The sequence below is a fragment of the Streptomyces sp. ATCC 21386 genome, assembly GCF_018728545.1.
In the GTDB taxonomy this organism is placed as follows: Bacteria; Actinomycetota; Actinomycetes; order Streptomycetales; family Streptomycetaceae; genus Streptomyces.
This window is the reverse complement of sequence record NZ_JAAVVL010000001.1, coordinates 2,713,475-2,729,645: the sequence shown is the minus strand read 5'-3', so window position 1 is coordinate 2,729,645 and position 16,171 is coordinate 2,713,475. Positions and strand designations below refer to the sequence as shown.

At 71.8% G+C, this 16,171-nt stretch carries 16 protein-coding genes; 11 read left to right on the top strand and 5 right to left on the bottom strand.

Annotated features, from left to right (window positions below):
* Positions 1-222: 222 nt before the first annotated feature.
* Positions 223-1,071 carry a slipin family protein gene (locus tag GWK25_RS11930; RefSeq protein ID WP_215449780.1) on the top strand — a complete coding sequence of 283 codons (849 nt, stop codon included), beginning with the start codon at positions 223-225 and terminating at the stop codon, positions 1,069-1,071.
* Positions 1,072-1,188: 117 nt separating this feature from the next.
* Complete coding sequence (locus GWK25_RS11925) at positions 1,189-2,553, top strand: PhoX family protein (protein WP_215457330.1); 1,365 nt, start codon at positions 1,189-1,191, stop codon at positions 2,551-2,553.
* Positions 2,554-2,589: 36 nt separating this feature from the next.
* Here the strand turns inward: GWK25_RS11925 and GWK25_RS11920 are convergent, their stop codons facing one another.
* The gene (locus GWK25_RS11920; RefSeq protein WP_215449779.1) at positions 2,590-2,736 is read right to left on the bottom strand and encodes a hypothetical protein; all 147 of its coding nucleotides are present in this window, start codon (positions 2,734-2,736) and stop codon (positions 2,590-2,592) included.
* 322 nt (positions 2,737-3,058) lie between these two features.
* On the opposite strand from GWK25_RS11920, the gene solA reads away from it, so the two are divergent.
* The 3 genes from solA to GWK25_RS44515 all read left to right on the top strand — a co-directional run bounded on the left by solA (position 3,059) and on the right by GWK25_RS44515 (position 5,781).
* Positions 3,059-4,198, top strand: coding sequence for an N-methyl-L-tryptophan oxidase (solA, locus tag GWK25_RS11915; RefSeq protein WP_215449778.1), 1,140 nt, complete (start codon positions 3,059-3,061; stop codon positions 4,196-4,198).
* A gap of 18 nt (positions 4,199-4,216) precedes the next feature.
* Positions 4,217-5,188, top strand: coding sequence for a succinylglutamate desuccinylase/aspartoacylase family protein (locus tag GWK25_RS11910; RefSeq protein WP_215449777.1), 972 nt, complete (start codon positions 4,217-4,219; stop codon positions 5,186-5,188).
* 131 nt (positions 5,189-5,319) lie between these two features.
* On the top strand, positions 5,320-5,781 hold the full coding sequence (locus GWK25_RS44515; protein WP_215449776.1) for an Lrp/AsnC family transcriptional regulator: 462 nt from the start codon (positions 5,320-5,322) through the stop codon (positions 5,779-5,781).
* 81 nt (positions 5,782-5,862) lie between these two features.
* On the opposite strand, the gene GWK25_RS11900 is transcribed toward GWK25_RS44515, so the two are convergent.
* Together GWK25_RS11900 and GWK25_RS11895 are read right to left on the bottom strand one after the other, a co-directional pair.
* The gene (locus GWK25_RS11900; RefSeq protein WP_215449775.1) at positions 5,863-7,293 is read right to left on the bottom strand and encodes an aldehyde dehydrogenase family protein; all 1,431 of its coding nucleotides are present in this window, start codon (positions 7,291-7,293) and stop codon (positions 5,863-5,865) included.
* Entirely contained in the window at positions 7,286-8,374 is a 1,089-nt protein-coding gene (locus GWK25_RS11895) for a homoserine dehydrogenase (RefSeq protein ID WP_215449774.1), read from the bottom strand. The genes GWK25_RS11900 and GWK25_RS11895 overlap by 8 nt, the downstream gene beginning before the upstream one ends.
* Positions 8,375-8,694: 320 nt before the next feature.
* Here GWK25_RS11895 and GWK25_RS11890 point away from each other — a divergent pair, with 320 nt between their 5' ends.
* Positions 8,695-9,564 carry a polysaccharide deacetylase family protein gene (locus tag GWK25_RS11890; protein WP_215449773.1) on the top strand — a complete coding sequence of 290 codons (870 nt, stop codon included), beginning with the start codon at positions 8,695-8,697 and terminating at the stop codon, positions 9,562-9,564.
* Positions 9,565-9,598: 34 nt separating this feature from the next.
* Positions 9,599-9,820 (top strand): hypothetical protein, encoded by a 222-nt coding sequence (locus GWK25_RS11885; protein WP_215457971.1) that lies wholly within the window; start codon positions 9,599-9,601, stop codon positions 9,818-9,820.
* Positions 9,821-9,826: 6 nt separating this feature from the next.
* Here the strand turns inward: GWK25_RS11885 and GWK25_RS11880 are convergent, their stop codons facing one another.
* Positions 9,827-10,498 carry an ABC transporter gene (locus tag GWK25_RS11880; RefSeq protein WP_215449772.1) on the bottom strand — a complete coding sequence of 224 codons (672 nt, stop codon included), beginning with the start codon at positions 10,496-10,498 and terminating at the stop codon, positions 9,827-9,829.
* A complete protein-coding gene (locus tag GWK25_RS11875) occupies positions 10,498-11,400 on the bottom strand; it encodes an ATP-binding cassette domain-containing protein (RefSeq protein ID WP_215449771.1) in 903 nt (300 codons plus the stop codon). The genes GWK25_RS11880 and GWK25_RS11875 overlap by 1 nt, the downstream gene beginning before the upstream one ends.
* A gap of 80 nt (positions 11,401-11,480) precedes the next feature.
* Here GWK25_RS11875 and GWK25_RS11870 point away from each other — a divergent pair, with 80 nt between their 5' ends.
* The 4 genes from GWK25_RS11870 to GWK25_RS11855 all read left to right on the top strand — a co-directional run bounded on the left by GWK25_RS11870 (position 11,481) and on the right by GWK25_RS11855 (position 16,111).
* A complete protein-coding gene (locus GWK25_RS11870; protein WP_215449770.1) occupies positions 11,481-12,212 on the top strand; it encodes a peptidyl-tRNA hydrolase in 732 nt (243 codons plus the stop codon).
* Between the two features lie 202 nt (positions 12,213-12,414).
* Positions 12,415-12,909, top strand: a complete 495-nt coding sequence (locus tag GWK25_RS11865) for a hypothetical protein (RefSeq protein WP_215449769.1) — start codon at positions 12,415-12,417, stop codon at positions 12,907-12,909.
* Between the two features lie 66 nt (positions 12,910-12,975).
* On the top strand, positions 12,976-13,446 hold the full coding sequence (locus GWK25_RS11860) for a hypothetical protein (protein WP_215449768.1): 471 nt from the start codon (positions 12,976-12,978) through the stop codon (positions 13,444-13,446).
* A gap of 16 nt (positions 13,447-13,462) precedes the next feature.
* The gene (locus tag GWK25_RS11855) at positions 13,463-16,111 is read left to right on the top strand and encodes a M48 family metalloprotease (RefSeq protein ID WP_215449767.1); all 2,649 of its coding nucleotides are present in this window, start codon (positions 13,463-13,465) and stop codon (positions 16,109-16,111) included.
* Positions 16,112-16,171: the final 60 nt, after the last annotated feature.

Here is a 16,171-nt window from a genome sequence, read left to right as displayed (position 1 = left end):
GGCCCGCCTTCTCTACGGACCCCGGCCCGTCTTCTCTACGGGCAATCGTGCCGCTGGGGCGGCACAGGTGGGCGCAGGCGGCACCCTGTAAGCGCCGGCAAGCGCCTCCCACCCCCTCCCGCTCCCGCTCCCGCTCCCGCTCCCGGCCGACAGTCGCCCCGCTCCCCCACCCCGGCATATCGTGGTATTCGCACACACACCGGACGACTCAAGGGGGTCGTCATGGTCGAGACGCTGCTCATCACCGCCGCGGCGATCGGCTCCGCCGCGGTCGTCTACGTCGCCGCCGCGGCCCGAGTGGTCAAGCAGTACGAACGAGGCGTGGTCTTCCGCCTGGGCCGACTGCGCGGCGCCCCCAGAACCCCCGGCTTCACCATGGTCGTCCCCGGCCTCGACCACATCCGCAAGGTCAACATGCAGATCGTGACGATGCCGGTCCCCGCCCAGGAGGGCATCACCCGCGACAACGTCACCGTCCGTGTCGACGCGGTCGTCTACTTCAAGGTCGTCGACCCGGCGAACGCGGTCGTCCAGGTCGAGGACTACCGCTTCGCCGTCTCCCAGATGGCCCAGACCTCCCTGCGCTCCATCATCGGCAAGAGCGACCTCGACGACCTCCTCTCCAACCGCGAGAAGCTCAACCAGGGCCTGGAGCTGATGATCGACAGCCCCGCCGTGGAGTGGGGCGTCACCATCGACCGCGTCGAGATCAAGGACGTCTCCCTCCCCGACACCATGAAGCGCTCCATGGCCCGCCAGGCCGAGGCCGACCGGGAACGCCGCGCCCGCATCATCAACGCGGACGCCGAACTGCAGGCGTCGAGAAAGCTGGCCGAGGCGGCGAAGGAGATGGCCGACACCCCCTCCGCCCTCCAACTCCGCCTGCTGCAGACGGTGGTGGCGGTGGCCGCCGAGAAGAACTCCACCCTGGTCCTGCCCTTCCCCGTGGAACTCCTCCGCTTCCTGGAACGCTCCCGGGCGGGCCCCACGCCGGAGCCGCCTCCCTCGCACCCCCACAACCCTCCCCCACCTCCCCCCGCCCCACCTTTCCCATCCCCTCCGACCGAGTGACACGGAGGGCGACTCCGTGCTCGACCTCTCCGCGCGTGGTTCACGTGGTGCTGACCACGTGATACACACAGGCGGGTCACATCCTGTCCGCCAGCAGGAAGGTTGTCCCCCGTGTCAGTGACCCGCCGTCAGGCCCTCGCCCGCTCGGGCGCCGGTATCGCAGGCATCGCGTTCACCGGAACCCTCTCCGAGCTCTTCGTGGGTACGGCCACCGCGCAGAGCACCCTCGGCCACTCCGGCTACGGCCCCCTGATTCCCGACCCGAACGGCCTGCTCGACCTGCCGAAAGGTTTCCGCTATCGGGTCCTCTCCCGTGAGGGCGACCCCCTCCGCTCGGGCGAGGGCCCGGTGCCCAGCAACCACGACGGCATGTCCGCCTTCCCCGGCAGACACGGCCGTGTCCACCTCGTCCGCAACCACGAGAACCGCCACAACGGCCGTATCCCGGTCCCCACGATCGAGGGCCTCACCTACGACCCGGCGGCCAAGGGCGGCTGTACGTCCCTCACGCTGGACGCCCGGGGCAAGGTGCTCTCGGAGCAGGTCGCCATCGCCGGCACCGCGGTCAACTGCGCGGGCGGGCCCACCCCTTGGGGCACCTGGTTGACCTGCGAGGAGAACGAGGACAAGGCCGGCACCAACGGCTACACCAAGGACCACGGCTTCATCTTCGAGGTCGACGCGGCCGACCCGCGGCGCTCGGGAGCCGTGCCCCTCACCGCGATGGGCCGCTTCCAGCACGAGGCCGTCGCGGTGGACCCGAAGCGGGGAGTCGTCTACGAGACGGAGGACGCCTTCGAGCGCCCCTTCGGTCTCTTCTACCGCTTCCTCCCCGACAAGCCCAAGGGCGGCCTCGGTTCACTGCGCGCGGGCGGCCGACTGCAGGCGATGCGCGTCCCGGGCGTCCCCGACCTCTCCCCCATCCAGGAGCCCGGCGCCTGCTTCGACGGCATCGAATGGGTCGACGTCCCCGACCCCCTGGCCGCCCGAACCGCCATCCGCCACCAGGACTTCGGCCCCAAGGGCATCACCCACGCGCAGAAACTGGAAGGCTGCTACTGGGGCGGCCGCTGCGTCTACTTCGTCTCCTCCTTCGCCCGCAGCTCGGACGGCTCGGCCGCCGACCACTACGGCCAGATCTGGCGCTACGACCCCGACCATCGCACCCTCACCCTGGTCATCGCCTTCGGCCCCGACACCGACCTCCAACTCCCCGGAGAATCCCCGGACAACATCTGCCTCGCCCCCTCCGGCGGCCTCATGGTCTGCGAGGACGGCAACGGCGCCCAGCACGTCTACGGCGTCACGCGCCGCGGCGAGGTCTACGCCATGGCCCGCAACGCGCAGGACATCGGCACCCCCGAAGAGCCCGAATGGGGCGAGTTCGCGGGCGTCACCTTCTCCCCCGACGGCGACACGATGTACGTCAACTGCTACACCCCGGGCACGACCTTCGCGGTCACGGGCCCGTGGCGTCGCTGACGACACCAGCGGTGGACCGGGAGCAGCAGGCGGCTGTCAGTCGCCTGCTGCCGTACTTCCTGATAGCGCCCCTCTTCGGGCTGCCGGCTGCTCGGTCTGCTGCCCGCGCCGGGCGCCGTACGGATCGCCGTCCGCGCCGGTGACGACGAGGACGGCGTCACCCTCCTCCACGAGATCCCTCACGATGTCGCGGCCCCCGCGCACGCCCCCGGGCACCCTTCGCTCCCCACTGGTCCGGGTCGCGGGAAAGGCCACGGGCCAGGTTGGGTCGAGTCGCGCGGCCGTCCGTGCGACCTCTTGACTCCTCCCTGAACCAGAGCCATTATCTGTGCCAGATAATAGCATGGTGTGCCACATTATGGCACGACAGTCAGGCTTCGGGGTGTAACCCCGAACCCGGTACGACGGCGAGCTCGGCCCTCACGGCCCGCGCCTCCAAGTCGCCATGCAACATCCTCATGCCCGGGGCCCAGCGTGCGGCCTTGGGATACGGAAGGAAAGTCCTGTGTCAGCTGCGAGGAAGCGCGTCGCCGTCGTCGGTGTGGGAACGATGGGCAGCCAGGCGGCCTGGCGGCTGGCCGGCCGTGGCGCCGAGGTCGTCGGCTACGACCGGTTCGCGCCCGGCCACGACCGCAGTGCCGCAGGCGGTGAGACCCGCGTCTTCCGCAGCGTGCAGACCCACGACGGCCGCTATGTGCCGCTCGTCCGACACGCCGACGCCCTCTGGAAGCAGCTGCAGGCGCAGACCGGGCGGGAGCTGCGCCGACTGACCGGAGCCCTGGTCATGGGACCGGCCGACGACCACGAGATACGCACTGTCATGGACGGCATCGCCGAGCACGGTCTCGACCACGAGGTGATCGACGCCGAGGCGATGGCGAAGCGTTTCCCGCAGTTCCGCGTCGACGACGGTGACCTGGTGGTCCTCGACTCCCAGGCGGGGTTCATCCGCCCCGAGCTGACGGTCCAGACCGCGGCCCGGCGGGCCGAGGAGCTGGGGGCCCGGATCCGCCGCTACACACCGGTGCGGGAAGTCACCCCCGTCGCCGGGGGAGGCGTCGAGATCCGCACCGACACCGACACCGAGCGCTTCGACGCCGCCGTCGTCACGCCGGGCCCCTGGGTGGGCGACCTGCTGCCCGACCTGCCGTGGGACGTGCACATCCACCGTGCGATCAGCGCCTGGTTCCTGCCCCACGACGAGCACCCGGCAGGCGCCGAGCGCCCCGCCTTCATACGCTGCGGCGACACCCCCTTCTACGGCATCCCTTCCCCGGACGGCCTGACCGTCAAGCTGGGCCTGCCCCAGCCCCACCACAAGCTGGTGGACGACCCCAACCGGTTGAACCGGACCGTCGCACCGGAAGAACTGGAGGCCTTCACCACGGCGGTGCGCCGCCACCTGCCCGGTCTGAACCCCGACCCGGTGCGCCTGTCCGTATTCATGGAGGGCTACACCGACAGCACCCGCCCGCTGGTCGGCCCCCTGCCGGGCTGCGACGACATCATCCTGCTGGCCGGCTTCTCCGGCCAGGGCTTCAAGGTCTCACCCGCCATGGGCGACATCGCCGCGGACCTCGCCCTTCAAGGCCGCACCTCCCAGCCGATCGACTTCGTCACCACAACCGGCCGCACCGCCGCCTGAGCTCCCACGAGGCAAGCCATGACTCTGACCATCGGCACGCTGCGGGCGGAGCCCGGCCGGAAGGCCCGTGGGGTTCTGCCCGCCGACCTCGGCACCACCACGGTCGAGGTGCCCCTGATCCTCGTCAACGGATCCCGTCCCGGCCCCCGGGTCGTGATCACCGGCGGTGTCCACGGCGGCGAGTTCATCCCCGTCGACGCCACCACCCGCCTGGCCGGACTGCTGGCACCGGAGGCGGTCGCCGGGCAGGTGGTGATCTGCCCGGTCGCCAATCCGCCGGCCGTCTACGGCGGCAGGCTCAACATCTCGCCCCTGGACGGCGTGAACATCAACCGTGTCTTCCCCGGTGACCGGGCCGGTGGCCCCACCGACCGGATGGCGGCCTGGCTGTTCGAGCACCTCGTCGACGACGCCGACGCCTATGTGGACCTGCACAGCGGGGGGATCGACCAGCACCTGCTCGACTTCGTCGGCTACCGCCGCACCGGCGACCCCGAACTCGACGCCCAGAACAGGGCCTTGGCGCACTCGGTCGGATACGAGCGGGCCATCTTCGGCACCAGCCCCGAGGGCGGCAACAGCCACGCCGCCGCCAACCGGCAGGGGATCCCCGCGATCCTCGTCGAGACCGGCCGGCTCGGCGACCGCGACCCCGCCACCGTACGCAGGCTCCTCGACGCCCTCCACCGGATCCTGCACCACCTCGGCGTCGTCGAGGCGCCGCAACACCTCGCACCGGTGACCGTACGGCCGCGCGACTGGATGTGGACGGGCGAGGTGGAATCTCCGGCCACCGGCCTCTGGTACCCGGACGCGGTCACCGGTGACGAGGTGACGGAGGGGCAGACCATCGGCCGCGTCGTCGACCCGGTCGACGGCACCGAGGACAAGGTCTCCGCCGTCTCCACCGGGACGATCATCTATCACATGAACGGGCTGACCGTGCGTCCCGGCACGCACCTCGCCGCCATCGCCGTCCCCCACGACTGACGGACTTCTGCCCGTACCTTCAGCTGCTCCCGTGCTTCGACACGGACATCGACCGGCGGCTGGAGAACGATGCGGCCCGCCTGCCATGAGGGTCCGCGACCTCGACCGATTCGCGAAGGAGACGGTCCGCTGTGGACGCCATCGACGAGAAGATCATCGCCCAGCTGACCCGCAACGCCCGCATCTCGCACTCCGATCTGGCCGGCAAGGTGCTGCTGTCCCGCAACGCGGTGCGCCAACGCGTCGAACGGCTGGAGCGCCAGGGCCACATCGCCGGCTACACCATCGTCCGCGCGGGCCAGGACACCGGCACGGTCGTCTCGGCGCTCGTGCTCGTCTACCGCCAGGACCGCATGCGCGGCGGCGACGTCCTGGCCGCACTCAAACGCATCCCCGAGGTCGTCATCTGCGAGATCCTCAGCGGCGACTTCGACATCATGGTGCGCCTAGAAGCGGCCTCCCTGGAACGCGTCCGGAGCATCTGGGAGGACATCGCCAAGATGCCGGGCGTGCGGGACACGGTCACCGCGCTCACCCTCTCCCGGGTGGTCGATCGCCCGCGGGGAGAGCAGGGGCCTGCGGCAGCGGGGTGAGCTGCGCGGTGGCGTGTCACGACCGGGCAGCTCACCCCGGGGCGGAGGGCACGGCCGCCCGGCCGCAGCGCGGGAGGGCGGTCAGCGGACCACTTCGCTGATGTGGTTGACGCAGACGACCTTGGGCTGGGTCATCTCCTCGAAGGCGAAGCGCACGCCTTCGCGGCCCATGCTGCCGTACTTGAACCCGCCGAACGGCATGGCGTCGAGGCGGTAGTCGGAGGAGTCGTTGATCATCACTCCGCCTGCTTCCAACAGCCGGGCCGCGGTCAGGGCGCGGTCCAGGCGCGAGGTGAAGATGCCCGCGTGGAGGCTGTGGTCGATGGCGTTGGCCTGCTCGACGGCGTCCTCGAAGACCGTGAACGGCTGCAGCACGACGACCGGGGCGAACACCTCCTCCTGCCAGATCGAGCAGGTCGCCGGGACGTCTTCCAGGACGGTCGGCGCGTACAGGGAACCGGTGACGGTGTTGCCGCACAGCAGCACCGCGCCCTCGGCCACCGCCGTGTCGACCTTGGCGCGGGTGGCGGCCGCGGCCTGCTGGGTGATCATGGGGCCGACGTCGGTGCGCTCGTCGAGGGGGTCGCCGACACGCAGCAGCTTGGTGCGCGTGACGAAGGCGTCGCGGAAGCGCTCGTAGACCTCGCGGGCGATCAGTATGCGCTGGGTGCCGATGCAGTTCTGGCCCGCGGCCCAGAACGCGCCGGAGACGCAGGAGGCGACGGCCTCGTCGAGGTCGGCGTCGTCCATGACGATGACCGGGGCGTTGCCTCCTAGGTCCATGGCGAGCTTCTTCAGGCCGGCCGTGCGGGAGATGGCCTCGCCGGTGGCGAATCCCCCGGTGAAGGACACCATGCGCACATCGGGGGCGGCCACGATCGCGGCGGCGATGTCGGCGTCGCCGTTGACGACGGTGACGATCTCCTCGGGAAGACCGGCCTCGATGAGGGTGTCGACCAGACGCAGGGCGGACAGCGGGGTCAGCGCGGACGGTTTGAGGATGACCGCGTTGCCGCCGGCGATGGCCGGACCGAGTTTGTGGGCGACCAGGTTGAGGGGGTCGTTGAACGGCGTGATGGCGGCGATGATGCCCAGCGGTTCGCGGGTGAACCAGCCCTGCCGTTTCTCGGAGCCCTCATGGGAGTCGAAGGGGATGACCTCACCGGCGTTGCGCCGTGCCTCGGCTCCGGACAGGGCCAGCGTGTTGACCGCGCGGGCGACTTCCTTGCGGGCCTGAGTGATCGTCTTGCCGGCCTCACCGACGATCAGCTCGGCGAAGGACTCCGCGCGCCGCTCGACCAGACGGGAGGCGCGTTCCAGGAAGGAGGCCCGGGAGGCACGGGAGAGCGCGGCCGCGGTACGGCGCCCGCACCTGGCCTGCCGCAGGATGCCGCCGACGGCACCCGCGTCGACGGTGGGCACCGAGGCGATGACCTCGCCGGTGTAGGGGTTGTGCACGGGGGCCGTGTCCGTGCCGAGTTCCACGCCGGCGGGCACGATGGTGTCAGACACGGTGGGTCTCCTTCAGAACGGGGCGCGTGGGGGCGGTGTCGTCGTCCGCGTGGCGCTGGTGGATGGCGGTGATGTCCGACAGCAGGGCGTAGGCGGTCTCGGTGCGGCCCGCGCCCGGCCCCGAGACCATGACGGTGCCGAGGAGGTCGGTGTGGAAGGCGACCGCGTTGAGGGGGCCGGAGATCCCGGCGAGCGGGTGCTGGGCGGGCAGGGCGAGGGGTGCGACGCGGGCATCGACGCTGCCGTCCTCGCGGCGGGTGGCGGAGCCGACCAGCTTCCACCGCAGCCCCTTCGAGGCGGCGTCCCGCACCTCGTGCGAGGAGAGCGAGGAGATGCCCTCGCAGAAGACGTCCTCGCGGCGCAGGTCGGCGCCGAGAACCTCGTTGGCCAGGATCATGACCTTGAGCTGGACGTCGTGGCCCTCGATGTCCGCAGTGGGATCTGCTTCGGCGTACCCGAGCTTCTGGGCTTCGGCGATGGCCGCCGACAGCTCGATGCCCTCTTCGAGGCGGCCCAGGATGTAGTTCGAGGTGCCGTTCATGATCCCCTGAACGCCGGTGATCTCCAGGCCACCGAACAGGCGCTCGGCGGTGCGCAGTACGGGGGTGCCGCTGAGTACGGAGCCCTCGAACTCGAAGCCGACACCGTGCTCGGCGGCCAGCCGCTTCAGGGCGCGGCCGGCGAGTGCGACCGGGCCCTTGTTGGTGGTGCACACGTGCTTGCCCGATTCCAGGGCCCAGCGCACATGGGAGAGGGCGGGCTCGCCGTCGGTGGGGTCGGTGAACGTCGCTTCCACGACGATGTCGGCAGGGACCGCGCGGATCACCCACTCGTTGCGCGGATCAGCGCTGCCGCCGGCCAGGCCCGCGAAGCTCAGCTCCCCCGGCTCGGCGGCCAGCAGCGGCGCCAGATCGATGCCGTCGGTGTCCACCAGGGAACCGGCCCGCAGATCGGTGATCGCCACCACCCGCAGGGCGAAGCCCAGCTCCTTCGCCAGGCGCTCCCCGTTGTGGGATATCAGCTCGGCGAGCGCGCGGTTGACGCCTCCGAATCCGATGAGGGCGAGATCGTATCGGCCCATGAGATCGCTCCTTCGCAGTCCGCCGCCTTCACGGTGCGGCTGCTCAGAGCCTCGCTTCTCGGCCTGTCACCCTCCCCATGTCACAACGGCCGCCATGCATGCCGATCTGCTGTGTCCGCGGGCGATCCGCCCACCCCGCGCCCGGCGGCACCGGTGCTCGGTCCTCGACACGCTCTCCCTGCGCTGTGCCGGACGACGTCCGCAGTCCCTCTCCGCCGCCGGCCCCCTTCATCACCCAGGCGGGTGACTTCGGCGCGGACTCCCCCGCGTTGGGCAGTTGAACCGACTGTCAGCTGACCCCATCGCCGTACTTTCGTGCCGTGATCAGTCCCGTACGCAGCATCACCGCGCTCTGCGCGCTCGGCGCGCTCGGCGCCGCCCTCGCGGCCTGTGGCACCCCGCACGCCTCGACGCGCATCGTCAACGCCACCGCCAGCCCCTCGGCGGCGACGGCCTCCCGGCCGCCCACGCTCGCGCCGGGCCCGGCCGGGCTGACCCCGGTCTTCGAGCACGGTCTGCGCAGCCGCACCGACAAGACCGTCGCGCTCACCTTCGACGCGGACATGACCGCGGATCAGGGCGAGCGGGCCGCCGCGGGTGAACGGTTCGACAACCCGGAGCTGATCGCGGCGCTGCGGCAGCTGAAGGTCCCGGCCACGCTGTTCATGACGGGGCGGTGGGTCGAGGAGTACCCGATCCAGGCGCGGTCCATCGGGCGGGACCCATTGTTCGAGGTCGCGAACCACTCGTACAGCCATCACGCCTTCACCGAGAACTGCTACGGCCTGCCGACCATGGCACCCGCGCGCATGCGGGCGGACCTGGAGCGGGCGTACCGGGTGTTCCATGAGGCCGGGGTCCGGGATCCGATGCCGTACTTCCGGTTCCCGGGCGGCTGCTACGACAGCCGCGCGCTGCGCAGGCTCAGCGCGTCCGGGGTGACGGCGGTGCAGTGGGACGTGGCGAGCGGTGACGCGTTCGCGACGGACGCGGACGAGGTGGTGCGGGAGGTGCTGGACGGGGTGCGGCCGGGGTCCGTCGTGGTCATGCACTGCACGCGCAGTGCCGCCCCGGTCACGGAGCGGGCCGTACGGAAGATCGTGCCGGCGCTCCGGGAGCGCGGTTTCCGGTTCGTGAAGGTGTCGGAACTGGTCGGGACGACGGCGGCGAAGGCGGTGGCGGCGCCCTGAGCCGGTCCGCGCCCGGCCGCTCTACGCTGGACGTATGAGCGACGACGACTACCGCGGCGGCGGCAGCGGGGGCCCGACCGCGACACCGCACCCGGACCCGGCTCAGGCCCTGTCACCGGAGGCCGCCGGCGGCCCTCCCTTCGCCGAGTGCGTCCTGTGCCGGAAGCCCACCGAGTACCCGGAGTCCCACAAAGGGATCACCCTCTGCCCGGTGTGCGAGTGGCGGGAGGCCGAACGGATCGCCTGTTCGGGCTGAACGGCATCAGGCTGAGCGGCGCCTGGTCAGGGCGCACGCCATGGCGGTCGCGGCCGCCGTGAGGAGCCCGGCCGCGAGCAGGGGCAGGACGGGGACCGGGATCGTCGCGTGCCGCGAGCCGTCGACCAGGGCCGTGACCGCAGCCCTCGCCGGGGAGCCGGCCACCACCAGCGCCAGCAGGGCGCCGAGCAGGAGCGCGGGGACGGCCCGGCCCGGCGAACGCAGCAGCGGCCAGTTGGTGAGCGCGCCGACGGCCGTGCCGAGGAGGGCGCAGACGAGAGCGGCCAGGAGGCCGGCGCCGCCCGCCGGGAGCGCGTCGACGCGCGTCTGGTGGTCGGTGCTCGTGGGGGCGCTGATGAACGTGACGAGGGCCGTGGCCGCCGTGCCGAGTACTGCGGACGCCCCGAAGGCGACCAGGACGCAGGCCAGGTGCGCACGGCCCGGACCGGCCGCCGCGCCGGTACAACTGCGGGCGGCGGGCGGCTCGTTGGTGACGCAGATGCGCATCAGCCAGGCGGAGACCGGCAGCAGCGCGGCGGCCGTGTAGCCGAGCGAGTCGAGCACGGGCTGTCCACGCTGCACACCGATGGCGAGGAACGCCGCGTACAGGATGACGGGCGGCAGCCAGCGCTGGGAGCGGACGAGGAGGGCCGCCTGGTAGCGGAGGAGGGCGGTCATCAGGAGCTTTCCAGTTCGGGTTCCGGCGTCGCTTCCGGTCGCGGTGCGGGCAGGGGCGCGGGTTTCGGCGTCACGCTCACCACATGCCACGGCGGTCGGGCGTCCAGCAACGCCCGCAGCAACTCGTCGGATCCGGCCTGCGGGACCGTGAACCGGTGTGTGCCGTGCGCCATTTCCTCGACGGCCGTCGCCGACTTGCGCACCGCCTCCGGGACTTCTGTGTCCGCCGGGCCCCGTCCCTCGACGACCACGGAGACCGCGGGGCCGCCCTGCGGCACCCGGGGTTCGAGCGCTCCGCCCACCACCGCGTACGTCGCGTCCGGCGCCCCGGCCAGCCGCCGGGGGTCGTGGTCGACGAAGACCACCGCGGCACCGGCGGCGGTCCGCTCCACCACCACCCGCTCCAGCTCCTCGCGGGCGTCGGAGTCCAGGCCGGTCCACGCCTCGTCGAGGACGAGCAACTCGGGTTCGGCGAGCAGCGCCTGGGCCACGGCGACCTTCTGGCTGCTGCCCTTGGAGAGCTCGGCCATCGGCGTACGGGCGTACTCGGCGGCCCCGAAGCGCTCCAGCCACGCATGGGCGGCGCGGGCCGCGGAGGGGCGGTCCAGGCCGTGCACGGCACCGAGGTGGGTGAGGTACTCGACGGCGGTGAACGGCAGGGCGGCGGGGAAGCGCTCGGGGACGTACGCCGTGCGCGGGCGCCCCGTCACCCGGCCCTCGGTGGGAGCGTCGAGCCCGGCGAGGACCCGGAGCAGTGTCGACTTCCCGGTGCCGTTCGCGCCCTCCACCCGGATCAGCGCGCCGGCGGCGATCTCCAGGTCGAGGGCGCGCAGCACCCAGTCGCCGCGGAAGCCGTACCGTCTGCCGACTCCCTCCAGACTCAGCAGTAACTCGCGTTCCATGCCCCCATCCTCGTACACGTCCTCGTACAGGCGCGCGAGCGGGGCGCAAGCACAGGACTTCCGCCTGGCAGACTGGGCGGGTGACCACCAGTGACGCCCCTCAGGACAGCACCGCGCCGGACAGCCCCTTCCGGGACGAGCGGACCTCCCGCGACGAGGCGCCGCAGTTCGTGCTTCCGCTGGTCGCGCACATCGAGAAGGCCTCGCCCCCGGCGCGTACGGACGCGTTGGAGACGGCGGCGCGGGCGGTGCTGGTGATGCTGAGCGACGGGCGGTCGCTGGGCGACGGGGAGTGGGCCGAGGCGATGCGGAGCTGGCAGGACGCCCGGATCCGCAAGGTGGTCCGGCGGGCGCGCGGCGCGGAGTGGCGTCGGGCCGAGGCGCTGCCGGGGATCACGGTGACGGGCAAGTCGGCCGAGGTGCGCGTCTTCCCGCCGGTCCCGCTCGACGGCTGGCCCAAGGATCTGGCCCGCCTCCAGGTCTCCGGCACGGACCTCGACGACCCGGAGCCGCCGGCCGACCCCGAGCCCACGGCCCCGGTGCTGTGGCTCAACCCCGAGGTGGCGATGTCGGCGGGCAAGGCGATGGCCCAGGCGGGCCACGGAGCGCAGCTCGCGTGGTGGGACCTGGACGACGCGGCCCGCACCGCCTGGCGCGAGGCGGGTTTCCCGCTCGCCGTGCGCACGGCCACCCCCGCCCACTGGGGAACCCTCACCACCGCCGCCCTCCCGCTCGTTCGGGACGCGGGCTTCACGGAGGTCGCCCCGGGCTCCTGCACGGTGGTCGCGGACCACACCGCGTTGCGTTCCTGACCCACCATCCGCCCCGATTACACGACTTTCAGATCACACGCCTGAACCGAACGAAAGCAGACGAACGTATTCCGCCTGCTTCGGTCGATGAGGTGTGAGCTTCCCCCGGAGTGGAAGAGAAACCGGGCATCGTCAGCATTCCGCCCGCACAGGGCCTGACGCATCGGGGGGCATCATCAACATTCCCGTTTCCCGAATCCCGGTGATCCCGGCACTGCTCGCCCTGCTGCTCGCACTTCTGCTCGGCGGATGCGGTGGCGGCCCTCCGCCCGGCGGTGATTCCGGGGACGACGACGCGGGATCATCGGTCAGCGAGCCTGTGGAGCCCACGGCCGAAATCCCTTCCGAGATTCCTTCCGAACTTCCTTCCGAGGAAATCCCTCCCGAGGAAGAGTCCGTCACGGGCCAGGTGCCCGCGGAACTGGTGGGCGAGTGGGACGGGGACGGGCAGGGCTCCGCCCGGGTCGACAAGATCTCCTTCTACGACGACGGCACCGTGAGCCTGCTGTACAACAACGGCCAAGTGCTGGACGGGCCGGCGGTCGTGGAGGAGTCACGGATGACCCTGTACGTCCCCGGAGGGCCGATCGTCTACGAGAGCTGGTACATCGAGCGACCCGACATCGGAAACGAATACGGCTACGCATTCGAGTCCCTCCTGCTGGACGGCGTGAGTTACGTACGCCAGACCAGTTAGTCCGCATTCACGAAAACAGGGGGCAAAGCCATGAATGGTCGGTCAACAGCGGTGGATGAAGACCTGGTGCGTGAGGTGACCCGGATCGTGGTCTCCGAAGTCGCACCACAGGAGATGGTCGTCTTCGGAATCAACAGCCGAGCTTATTTCCGGGACCCCGCCGGAACGCTGAAAGCGGCGGCGGGCGACGGCGGCGGATCGCAGGAGCGGATGATGGGCGCCGGCGGCGCCGAGGTCGTCGTCCTGCTCACTCCGTTCGCCCTGGCGATGGTGCAGGGCGCGCTCTCCTCGTTCATCGGGGCCTTCGCCGCGAACCTCGCCGACGGCAGCGGCACCGCCGTACGGACCTGGCTCAGCGGCCTGTTCGGACGGGGCGGCGGCGACACCGACACCGAGCCGGAGAGCGCACTGACACCCGACCAGGTGGAGTGGCTGCGCGAGGAGGCGTACCGCACCGCGTTGAGGGCCCAAGTCGAGGAGAGTCGGGCCCGGTTGCTGGCGGACGCCCTCGCGGGCGCGGCCCGCGTCCGCCGGTGAACTGCCGGAGGCGCCCGTGTCGTCCGCCCCGCCCGACCCGTTCGCGCTGCCCAGCGGCGCCAAGTTCCGCTTCGCGCTGGTCGTCACCGCTCTGCTGGGGACGACGGCCTTCATCCACAACCTGCTCTACTTCACCGTCTCGCCCGACAGTGACCGGGCCGTAGCCGTCTACCAGCGGTGCGCGGCGGGCCCGCAGGGTCAGCCACCCGCGACGGACGCCCTCGCGTACACCCAGGGCTTCCTGTCCTGCATCGCCCCCTACGAACGGGAGAAGGCGTGGTGGGTGCTCGGCGGGATCCTGCTGCTGGCTTCGACGGCGGCGACGATCTACCTCCTACTGCCCTGGTACCTGACGCGTCGCAGGCAGTTGGAGCCCCTGTCACCTCACGACCCCGACCACGCCCCGCTGCTGGCCCTGCTGCACTCCCTGTGCCGGGAGGCGGGCCTGTCCCGGCCTCCGGAGTTCTGGGTCAGCGACCTGAAGGACCGCAAGACGGACGCGTACGCCTTCGGCCGGAGCGGCCGGTACCGCGTGGCGCTGGCTCAGGGCACGATGACCGCCTTCGGTGTCGCCCCGCAGCGTGCCCGCGCCGTCGTCCTGCACGAACTGGCGCACCTGCGGAACAAGGACGTCGACGTCACCTGGCTCACCGTCGCGCTGGCCCTGGCCTTCGTCCCCGCCGGACTGCTGCCGCTCGCCGTCGCGCTGATCGCCACACCGGCCCACAGCGCCCTCGCCGTCACCTGGCGTTCCCTGGTGCTGGTGGCCCTCGTCTGGCTGACCTGCACATCCGTGCTGCGGATGCGTGAGTACGGCGCCGATGTGCGGGCCGCCGGCTGGGGCGCGGGGCCAGGGCTGCTGGAGGTGTTCGGTACCGAGCGCGGCCGCCCCGCGTCCCGGTGGCGCCTCGGGCCATTGGCCGTGCATCCGTCGGCAGCCTCACGGGCCGCCGAGATCGCCCGGCCGCGGGAGCTGTTCCGGCTCCGCTTCACCGAGTGCTTCACCGCGGGGTTGGCCGTCTCGGTCGCCGCGAGCGGACTGCTCACCCTTCTGTGGCTCATGTTCAACCGGCTCGACGCCCTCGACGCGCGCTGGACGATCGTGCTCCTGTGCGCGCCCGCCGCCCTCGCCGTGATCGGACTGGGTGTCTGGCGCGCCGCCCTGTTCGGAGGGGGCACCCGGGCGGTCCTCCTGCCGACGCTGGGCCTCGGTCCGGGGCTCCTCGTGGGCGTGCCGCTCGCGCCCCAGAGCGGCATCGTCCTGACGGATCGGCCCCTCGTCCCGGGGCAGGCGGCAGTGCTGTGGTCCCTCGCACTGTGCGCGCTCCTGGTGGCGCTGTCGGCGTGGATCGCCCGGTCGGCGGCGCTCTGGCACGCCGCCGGTGAGGCCCCGTCCGCACGGGCCTGGCAGGCCGGGCTGCTCGCCGCCGCGCTTCCGTTCGCGGTGCTCCTGAGCGGCTGGATGCTGCTGTACGACGCCGGCGAGGCACTGGGCCCCGTCCACGACTCCGCCCGGGAGTTGTACGCCCTGGCCGACGCCTCGGCACCGGTGGGTCCCTACTGGCTGTGGGCCCTCGTGGAACACCCGTTGACGCTCCGGTTCACCCAGTGGACCCCGCTGGTCATGGCGCTGGTCGCGGTGTGGCTCTTCCCGGTCGCCGCGCCGTGGCGCCGCCGGCCTTCGTACGACACCGGGTGGGCCCGGCACGTACTTCTGACGAGCACCGCGACAGCCGCCGTGTTCGCGTGGTTCCAGCTCCTGGAACGGGCGCTGCTGCGTGAGAGCGTGAGCCAGGCGGTGCGCGGGCAGGACGGTTTCCTGCTCGCGTTCACGTACTGGCAGATCGGCGCCGCGATGCTGTTGCAGGGAGCAGCCGCCGCCGTGACGGTCCGAGTACGCCGCCACGACCGGCCGGTGCTTGCGTTCGCCCTGCTGACCGCCTTCGTGACCGGCACCCTGCTGACGGTGGTGTTCTTCGCCGGGGTCGTCCTGGCCGGCTGTGCCGACGCGCTCGCCATGGTTCCGGGCCGGTGCGCGCTGGACCTCCCGCTCCCCCTGGTCCGCGACACCCTGCTGCGGATCCTGGCCGGCGGGTTCCTGTGCGCCCTCGCGGGCGCGGCGGTCTCCCGCTTCCTCACTCGCCTCCAGGGCGGAGACCCCCTCGTAGCGCCGCCTCTGCGCGCACCACTCTTACGAGCCGCGCCGTCGGCCGCACAGGCCGCACAGCTCGACCGGCGACTCACCATCGCCCTGGCCTGCGGCCCGACGGTCGCCGTAGTGGCGTTCGCGCTCCTCGTCGGCCCCCTGGGGCAGACGTCCGGCGCCGGCGCCGCGGGCACGTCCTCGGCGGCGGCCTGCCGGGAGTTCGACGAGTTCCTCGCGGCCACGAGCCCGGCCGAGGCCAACGCCCGGCTCTACGAAGCGGTACAGCTCGCCCTACGTGCGGGCGACACCCGGCTGGCCACCGATCTCCAGGGGCTGTTCACCGCCGCCCGGGACGGGGATGCCGAGAGGTTCGGTGCGCTGGCCGACAGCATCGCCGGCCGGTGCGCCGCGGAGGGGGCCGCCCCCGGGAACCTCGCCCGGCCGGTGGGCCACCGCCCGGCGCCCGTTGTGTCCGGGGCCCCCGCCCCACCCGTCCTCAGCCGTTTCACAGGTCGTTGAACAACACAGGCGCCCCGCACGTACTCCCCGGTACTGGCCAAGCAACTGCCCCAACGACCA

What these genes read in the sequence shown, in the direction of transcription:
- GWK25_RS11930 (WP_215449780.1), top strand. Translation starts at nt 223, where the DNA reads ATGGTCGAGACGCTGCTCATCACCGCCGCGGCGATCGGCTCCGCCGCG.
- GWK25_RS11895 (WP_215449774.1), bottom strand. Translation starts at nt 8,374, where the DNA reads ATGGGCCGATACGATCTCGCCCTCATCGGATTCGGAGGCGTCAACCGC.
- GWK25_RS11910 (WP_215449777.1), top strand. Translation starts at nt 4,217, where the DNA reads ATGACTCTGACCATCGGCACGCTGCGGGCGGAGCCCGGCCGGAAGGCC.
- GWK25_RS11885 (WP_215457971.1), top strand. Translation starts at nt 9,599, where the DNA reads ATGAGCGACGACGACTACCGCGGCGGCGGCAGCGGGGGCCCGACCGCG.
- GWK25_RS11880 (WP_215449772.1), bottom strand. Translation starts at nt 10,498, where the DNA reads ATGACCGCCCTCCTCCGCTACCAGGCGGCCCTCCTCGTCCGCTCCCAG.
- GWK25_RS11875 (WP_215449771.1), bottom strand. Translation starts at nt 11,400, where the DNA reads ATGGAACGCGAGTTACTGCTGAGTCTGGAGGGAGTCGGCAGACGGTAC.